The sequence below is a fragment of the Bartonella sp. CL70QHWL genome (genome assembly GCF_042194855.1).
GTDB lineage: Bacteria > Pseudomonadota > Alphaproteobacteria > Rhizobiales > Rhizobiaceae > Bartonella.
On the sequence record NZ_JBHINJ010000034.1, the window covers coordinates 1 to 6,513 of the forward strand.

Annotated in this window: 2 protein-coding genes; both read right to left on the reverse strand. The window is 38.6% G+C overall.

The window, feature by feature from the left end:
- Window positions 1–3,075 (reverse strand): autotransporter outer membrane beta-barrel domain-containing protein (locus ACFIJZ_RS08965; RefSeq protein WP_404977322.1); only part of this gene is annotated, 3,075 nt, incomplete at its 3' end.
- A gap of 657 nt (window positions 3,076–3,732) precedes the next feature.
- A partial coding sequence (locus ACFIJZ_RS08970; RefSeq protein WP_375631767.1) for an autotransporter outer membrane beta-barrel domain-containing protein occupies window positions 3,733–6,513 on the reverse strand: 2,781 nt, incomplete at its 5' end.

The following is a 6,513-nucleotide window of genomic DNA, read 5'->3' on the forward strand; positions in this document are numbered from 1 at the left end:
TGCGTTTTGTTTAGCCATATCGGTTAATCCACTATAGAAGAGAGCATTTGGCATGACCAAATAGCTTGCTGTTTGTGGTACAGGTGCAACGGTAGGGATATTTGTTTCAGGATCAGGATTTGAACCAGAATTGGAGTCAAGCAGTTCGGGTTGCAAACGGAAATCCCAGAAATTTTCATTCTTTTCATCAAAGAGGTTTTGTGCAATATCGGCGTTGCCTTGGCTTGAGTCTGGTCCATAGGCACGTAGTGTATACATATCTGGTAAGCCACCTCTTGTGGTATAGCCATTTACCAGTTTGAAAGAGTTTTCTTCTGCTTTTCCAGAAACTTGAATAAGTGAAAGACCCCGGACATTGGCAGCAGCAGAGGTATTTGCTTCGATATTGTTCTCTTCTAAGCGCCCCGTGACATAAACTGATGTGTTGCCAGAGACATCCCCATGGATCAAAAGTCTATCGGTTTTTTGGTCATTTATTGCAGCACCATCACTCCAAGCCGTGTTGAAGTAAATCTTTGCATCACCCGTTGCATTGTAGACTTCTTGCGTGTCTGGTTTACCAGAACCTATATGCAATGTTTGGTAATGATCTTCGGTTGGTCCATTAAAGATAATGGAGCTGTTATCGAGATTCAGCGTGGAAATATCAGAACGAGATCTTTGAGCGATATCAAGGAGATTGCCATCATCATCTTTTTCATTTTTGCTTATTTTCAACGTCCATTTTGTATTGTTTTTCAGATCAAAGTGCACATTTCTGTCTTTAGCAATATTTGCTCTGCCCTCTAGAATAGACTGATCTGCGCTTAAGGTGAAGGTGCCGTTGGAGATCGCTTTAACCTCTTTATTGTTCCAATAATTGTCATTTTTCCAAGATTTTGGATCTTCGAAAAGACCATCTCCTAACAATACATCAGCATGGATTTCTGAATTTTTGAGATTGACTGTACCGATTGACAAACCTGGAATATCTTCCATGTTATCGTTAGTAAAAGCTCCAACAAAAATTCCAGTACCATTTTCAGCGTGAACATCTGCATTGGTTAAATTGATTTCACTGCTTTTACGTTTTTGTGGATCATCTGGATAATCTAGATCAGGATTAGAGAGAGCTATAAATTGCAAACCAGCAACTCCTGCTATCATAGAAGTATTCACGACATCAATATGTCCGTTAAATGCCGCCCATAGTGCAACTTTTTTTGCTTCTATTTTATTTTTTATTGTATTCTCTGCTGCTCCAATATAACCATTCGTCATCTTAATCGTGCTATTATTTCCTGCGGTGAGACCAACATCAAAATTTTGAATGATTGTTTTACCATTTAACTTAATTAAACTATCAGTTTCTGCAACGTTTACACCAACGGTCATTGTTTTACTTTCACCACCGGTTATAATTAAATCTCCGCTAATGATTTGACTTCCACCGTCTGCATAAAACCCTTCATCAACATTTTGAATGGTTGTTTTGCCCATTAACCTAACTTCACTACCAGAGTCCGATGTCCATATACCAGTGCGTTCGTTGTCGGGGCCTTCAAGTGCTTCACCACCGATTATCGATAAGTTTTCGCTAATGATTTTACCACCATTACCGGCATCGAGTCCGCTCAAAGTATTGTTAATTATTGTATCGCCATGCAATTGAATTGTGCTGTTATCGCCAATTACAAATGCACCGCTTCCTGTTCCCTCTGTTGTTAGAGCAACATTCGTGGCATCAATCTTTCCGCCTTTTTCTGCAAATAATGCAGCGTCTTTCCCATTTACCTTTCCTCCCGTCATTATGATAGTGGCGTTTTGTGCATTGGATTTTTGTCCATCAGCATGAAGACCATAACCATAAGATGAAATGACTTCAGTGCCGTTTAAAGTAATTCTGCTATAGTTTTGAGCATATACTCCATCAGTTTTTCCATTGAATGTTCCTTTGGAGATTTTTACTATGGAGAAACCATTTGCAGATATGCCTGTTAGTGCTTGAGTTACGGTTACATTATTCAAAGTTACTGTGCTGTAGTAAGCTCTTATTCCCTTATCCATAAGGATGTCATCTTTGCCGCTTGATATTGTAACATCTTCTAACGTGCTTTCGTTAATACTCTGTTCGAAAATAGCACCTATATGAGATGCAGCAATGGAACCATCAATCATCTTGATAGTCGCTCCATCTCGTACATCAAGACCGTTTGCAACTTTTTCAATGGTTGTTGTACCGTTTAATGTAATCATACTGTTGTTGTAGGCTATTGCACCAGTACTGTTTTCAGTTTCAGAGCCGGTTATTGTTAGATTGTTGCTAACAATTTTGCCCCCAAGTGTTGCCGTAAGACCGTTTGTTACTTTTTCAATGGTTGTTGAGCCTTTTAATTCAATCGTACTATCAAGTGTGAAGGACATTACACCAGAGCTATTGCTATTTTTTTCGTTCTGAGAACCTGTTATTGTTAAATTTTCGCTAACGATTTTGCCCTTATTCACCACAAGACCCTTGCTAACAACATCTTTAATGATTGTTTGTCCTGTTAATTTAACCACGCTATCAAGCGCATCGACCAATACACCAATGTTTTTTTCTCCAGCTCCAGGAAGGATGATCGTTAAATCTTTCCCAGTGATTTTGCCTCCACTTTCTGCTCGAATCCCGTTTTGAAAGTTTTCAATGGTGGTTTCACCCATTAATTCAATCTCACTACCAAGACCTTCAGTTGTTACACCAATACCTGTATTACTTCCTTCTATTGTTAAATTTTTGCTAACGATTTTGCCCTTATTTTTTGCCCAAAGCCCATTTACGACTTTTTCAATGGTTGTTTCCCCTTTTAACGTAATTTCGCTACCATCACCTTCAGAGATTACACCAGTTTTTTCAAATTCAGAAACGATTATTTTTAAATGTTTTCCAATGATTTTGCCACCGTCTTTTGCGTGAATAGTTTCGTAGGTTTTATCGGATACTTCTTGTTGTTTTCCCCCAGAAACTACGAGGGTTTCAGCATGTGCACTGAACTGGATATTGAATAGGATGATAGCGGCTGCAGCCGTGCATGATAAAAGGGATGTTTTATACACTAGTATTCTCCTTATGATAGCCCCCAAATATTCATTTCCCCGCGAACTTCATAAGAAGAAGTGAAAATGGATAATTGTTATTAATTTCAGTAATTGTCTTTATTTGGTAAGACATTTTTGGTTTTTTGTCAAAATTAAAAAATACTTGATATTAATTATGTCTAATACAAAATGTATTTATAATTGATTTTATTTAAAGAATTATAATTTTGAATATTATTATTCAGAGAAATATTCTGAGATACTGATATAGTGGTACCATGACATCTTTTACGTGATGGTAGGGATTATTATATGACGCAAATTGGGATTATGAGGGAACAAAAAAGGATGTAGAAGAAGCTAGTAAAAAAGCTAACTTACTTGGGCTTAAAGTGGGTTGTCATCTTTCAACACAGTGGTATTAATTTATTTCTAATAGACTTCTCTTTTTTTCAAAGTAGGAAGTACTCTTCATCCACTGGGGATAGAAGTGCTCTGTTGCGTTTGTTGTGTCTTGTCTTGGGGATTTTCCTAAAGAACTAAGTATTAAGTATAAAGAGGGAAGGGTGCTTTAAAAGGAAAAAGGATGACTTTAATGTACAAAAAGAGCAGCATATTGTGCTGCCCTTTTTGTTAAATTGAATAGAATGAATAGGCTATTTTTACAGCCTTGATTTAAAACTGATAGCGTATGCCACCTGAAAAGCTTGCACCACTTATACCAGTTTTCTGAAGCTTTTGTCGATAGCTTACATCACCGTAAAGAGAGAAATTGTGAGACAGTTGTGCATTGATGCCAACGCCGCCCTCAATTGCTGTTCCTATGGGATCAAGGTCAAAATCTCTGCCAATCTGGATGGTACCATCATCACCAAAGGTTTTGATCAAGTTTGCTTTTCCATAGAAGGAAATGGCAGGACCATTTTCAGTGGTCATAATGGTTTTGGTTAAACGTCCACCAACACGGATCAACCATTGAGAAGGATTGTTCATATCAATTTTTAAATTATCAGCATCTTCAATGGTATCAAACATCAAATGTTGATAAGCAAGTTGTATTTGGGGCTCGAAGGTTAAACCTTCCATTCCGGTAGAAAATTGTTTGCCAACGGTGGTGGAAATACTCAACATTTTTACATTGTTCAATTTCGCGGTTTTACCAATGATAGCATTGGTGATATCGCCCTTTATTATCCCATAGGATAAAAGCGTATCGATATAGAAACCACTGTCATGTTGTACACTACCATAGGCAGTGAGAGACCATTTATCTAGGGTGCTTTTACTTGCATCCTGCATCTCTTTTGGAGTGAAAGACAGCTGCCCATAGGTACCTAAAAGACCAAGATGTGTAGTAGTGCTGTGCCCTTCTAACGTAGTCAATGCAACCCCACCTTGTATAGCAGCGTAGCGAATATCAGCACCATAACCATATTTAAGGGGACCGCGTTTCGAGGATAAGGTTCCTGTACCCCCATAGGTAGAGAGGAAGAAACTGTTTTTTAGATTTTTCTGCTCTCCCAAGACTGTTGTTCTCATATTGGCTAAAAGTGCATTTTGCTTGGCCATATCGGCCAATCCAGTATAAAAGAGGGCATTTGGCATAACCAAATAGCTTGCCATTTGTGGTACAACTGCTCTTACTTTTGAATCGGGGTCAAAAAATTCAGGCTGCAAACGGAAATCCCAGAAATCTTTATCCTTTTCATCGAATAAGTTTTGGTTAGCATTGGCTTTGCCATAGCTTGAGACTGGTCCATAGGCAGTCAGCGTATATTTATAAGGAGTTCCTCCTATGGTGGTATAGCCATTTTTCAATTTAAAGGAGTCTTCTTTTGCTTCTCCAGAAACTTGAATAAGTGAAAGTCCACCTATATTTGAAGGATCAGAGGCATTTTCTACACTCTCTTTATCCCCTGAAACATTTTTGACATAAACTGTTGTGGTGCCTGCTACATCACCGTGAATGAGAAGCCTATCGGTTTTTTGTGCATCTATTGCAACACCATCACTCCATATAGCGTTGAAATGAATTTCTGCCTCACCAGAGGCATTATAGACTGCTAGAATGTTCGGTATTCCAGATCCTATATGCAATGTATGATAATGATCTTCTACCGGTCCATTAAAAACAATAGAACTATCATTGAGATTGAGCACAGAAATATCAGAACGTGACCTTTGAGCAATAGCAAGCAGTTTTCCGTCATCATCGGTTTCTTTTGTACTGGTTTTCAATATCCATGTTGTTTTGTTTGTCAAATCAAAGCGTACAGTTCTGTTTTCTGCAATTTTTGCTCTTCCCTTTAATACGGAGTGATTAGCATTTAATGTAAAAGCAAAATTATTTTCTTTAGTTGAAGCTTTTGCTGCTAATAAAATATCGGCACTGATTTCTGAATTTTTGAGATTGGCTATACCGATTGATTGGTCTGCGTTAATTCCAATACTATTTTCAGTGCGAATCTTTGTATTTGTCAAGTTGATTTCTAAGGCATTATCGTCCTCGGATTTATCAAATGTTATGCCACTGTTTTCTGCTGTTGCAGAAACATTTGTTACATCAATATATCCGCTATTTTTTAAAACAAATGCTGATCCTTTTGCTGCTACGGTCCCTCCATTCATTTTAATTGTGCCACCGTTTTCTGCATAAAGTCCGATGAAAGTATTGCTAATCGCTGTATTTCCATGCAATTCAATTAAGCTGTAAGGATTGCTGGCAACTGCACCGTATCCGTTGCCATCCATCGTTGTTAGAGCAACGTCTGTGACCTTAATATGTCCACCGTTCATTGCAAACAATGCCATGGTTTTCGCAGTTACTGTTCCACCAGTCATTATAATTGTGCCACTATTTTCTGCATCAAGTCCGGTTACAGCATTATTAATTGTTGTCTTTCCATATAATTCAATCAAGCTTTCAGGATCGGTTGCAGCAGCACCATAGTTACCATTTGTTGTTGTTAAAGCAACATCTGTGACTTTAATATGCCCACCGCTTTTTGCAAGCACTGCCACGTTTGTTGCGGTTACAGCTCCTCCCGTCATTGTGATTGCACCACTGTTTTCTGCATTGAGCCCGATGAAAATATTATCAATTGTTGTCTTTCCATCCAATTCAATCAAGCTGTCAGGATCAGTGGTAGCTGCTCCGTATCCGTTGCCATACATCGTTGTTAGAGCAACATCTGTGAGCTTAATATGTCCCCCGCTTTTTGCAAGCAATGCCATGTTTGTTGCGGTTACAGTTCCACCCGCCATTGTGATAGTACCACTGTTTTCTGCATTGAGCCCGATGAAAGCATTATTAATCGTTGTCTTTCCATCCAATTCAATCAAGCTTTCAGGATCGGAGGTAGCTGCTCCGTATCCGTTACCATACATCGTTGTTAGAGCAACATCTGTGAGCTTAATATGTCCACCGCTTTTTGCAAGCAATGCCATGTTTGTTGC